Annotated in this window: 1 protein-coding gene; it reads left to right on the plus strand. The window is 79.2% G+C overall.

Annotated features, from left to right (window positions below):
* On the plus strand, positions 1–1081 hold a 1081-nt coding region (locus tag NH602_RS31025), incomplete at both ends, for a hypothetical protein (protein ID WP_253069717.1).

Here is a 1081-nt window from a genome sequence, read left to right on the forward strand (position 1 = left end):
CCCGCGCTCGGCGAGCCCTGGGCGGCCGAGCTCCTGCACCGGGTCGCGGTCCGGCACCGGGCCGAGGACCGGCCCGCCGACGCCGCCGCGGCTGCCGAGCGCGCGCTGCAGGAGCCCCTGCCGGACCCGCTCCGCGGGGCGCTGCTGGTGGAGCTGGCGCTGTCGCGCTCGCACACCGCGCCCGGTACGGCCGCGCGGGTGCTCTCCCGGATCACCCTGGACACCGACCCGGCGGCGAGCCGGTACGGGGCCCGGGCGGTCGACCTGCTGCTGTCCGCCGGGGAGGTCGGTGCGGCCCGGCAGGCGCTGGACATCGCGGTCCGTCGATGTCCGGAGGACGCGCCGGCGCGGGCGGACCTGCTGTCGTTGTCCCGGCTGACCGACGAGCTCGGCTTCGACCGGCGGACCGTGCTGCACGGCCCGGTCGCCACGGCGGCAGCCGGCTCCGACGACGACGGTCCGGTCGCCCGCGGGACCACCGCGTGGTCGCTGGTCCTGCGCGGCCGCGACCGGGACCGTGCCACCCGGCTGGCCCGCGCCACGCTGACCGGCCCGAGCGGCGTCCTCCCGGCGATACCGCAGGTGGTCGCGGCGCTCACCCTCGACGCCGTGGGCTGTGCCGACGAGGCGGGCGAGGCGATGCACCACCTCCTGCTCGAGATCACCCGGGAGCGCCCGGTCCCGCCCGCCGTACTCGCGGTGTCGGCACTGGTCGAGCTGCGGACGGGGGACCTCGACGGCGCACGACGGGACCTGCGGGCCGCCGCCGTCGCCCCGGTCTCCTCCGACGGGCCCGACCCGCTCGCCGGGGCCGCCCGGGTGCTGGTGCACCTGGCGGAGCCCGACGTGGAGGCTGCCGACGCCGCGGCCTTCGCCGACCTCGCCGCCGGGGGAGTACGGCCCGGTGCGGCCCTGCTGGAGTACGCGCGGGGGCGCGTGCGGTCGGTGCAGGGCCGCCACCGCGACGCGGTGGAGCACTACATGGGGTGCGGTCGGCTGCTGCTGGACCGGGGCCGGGTCAATCCGGTCCTGGCGCCGTGGCGGTCCGCGGCGGCGACCTCGCTGCTGGCCTGTGGGTCGC

Source organism: Pseudonocardia sp. McavD-2-B (assembly GCF_024124365.1).
GTDB lineage: Bacteria > Actinomycetota > Actinomycetes > Mycobacteriales > Pseudonocardiaceae > Pseudonocardia > Pseudonocardia alni.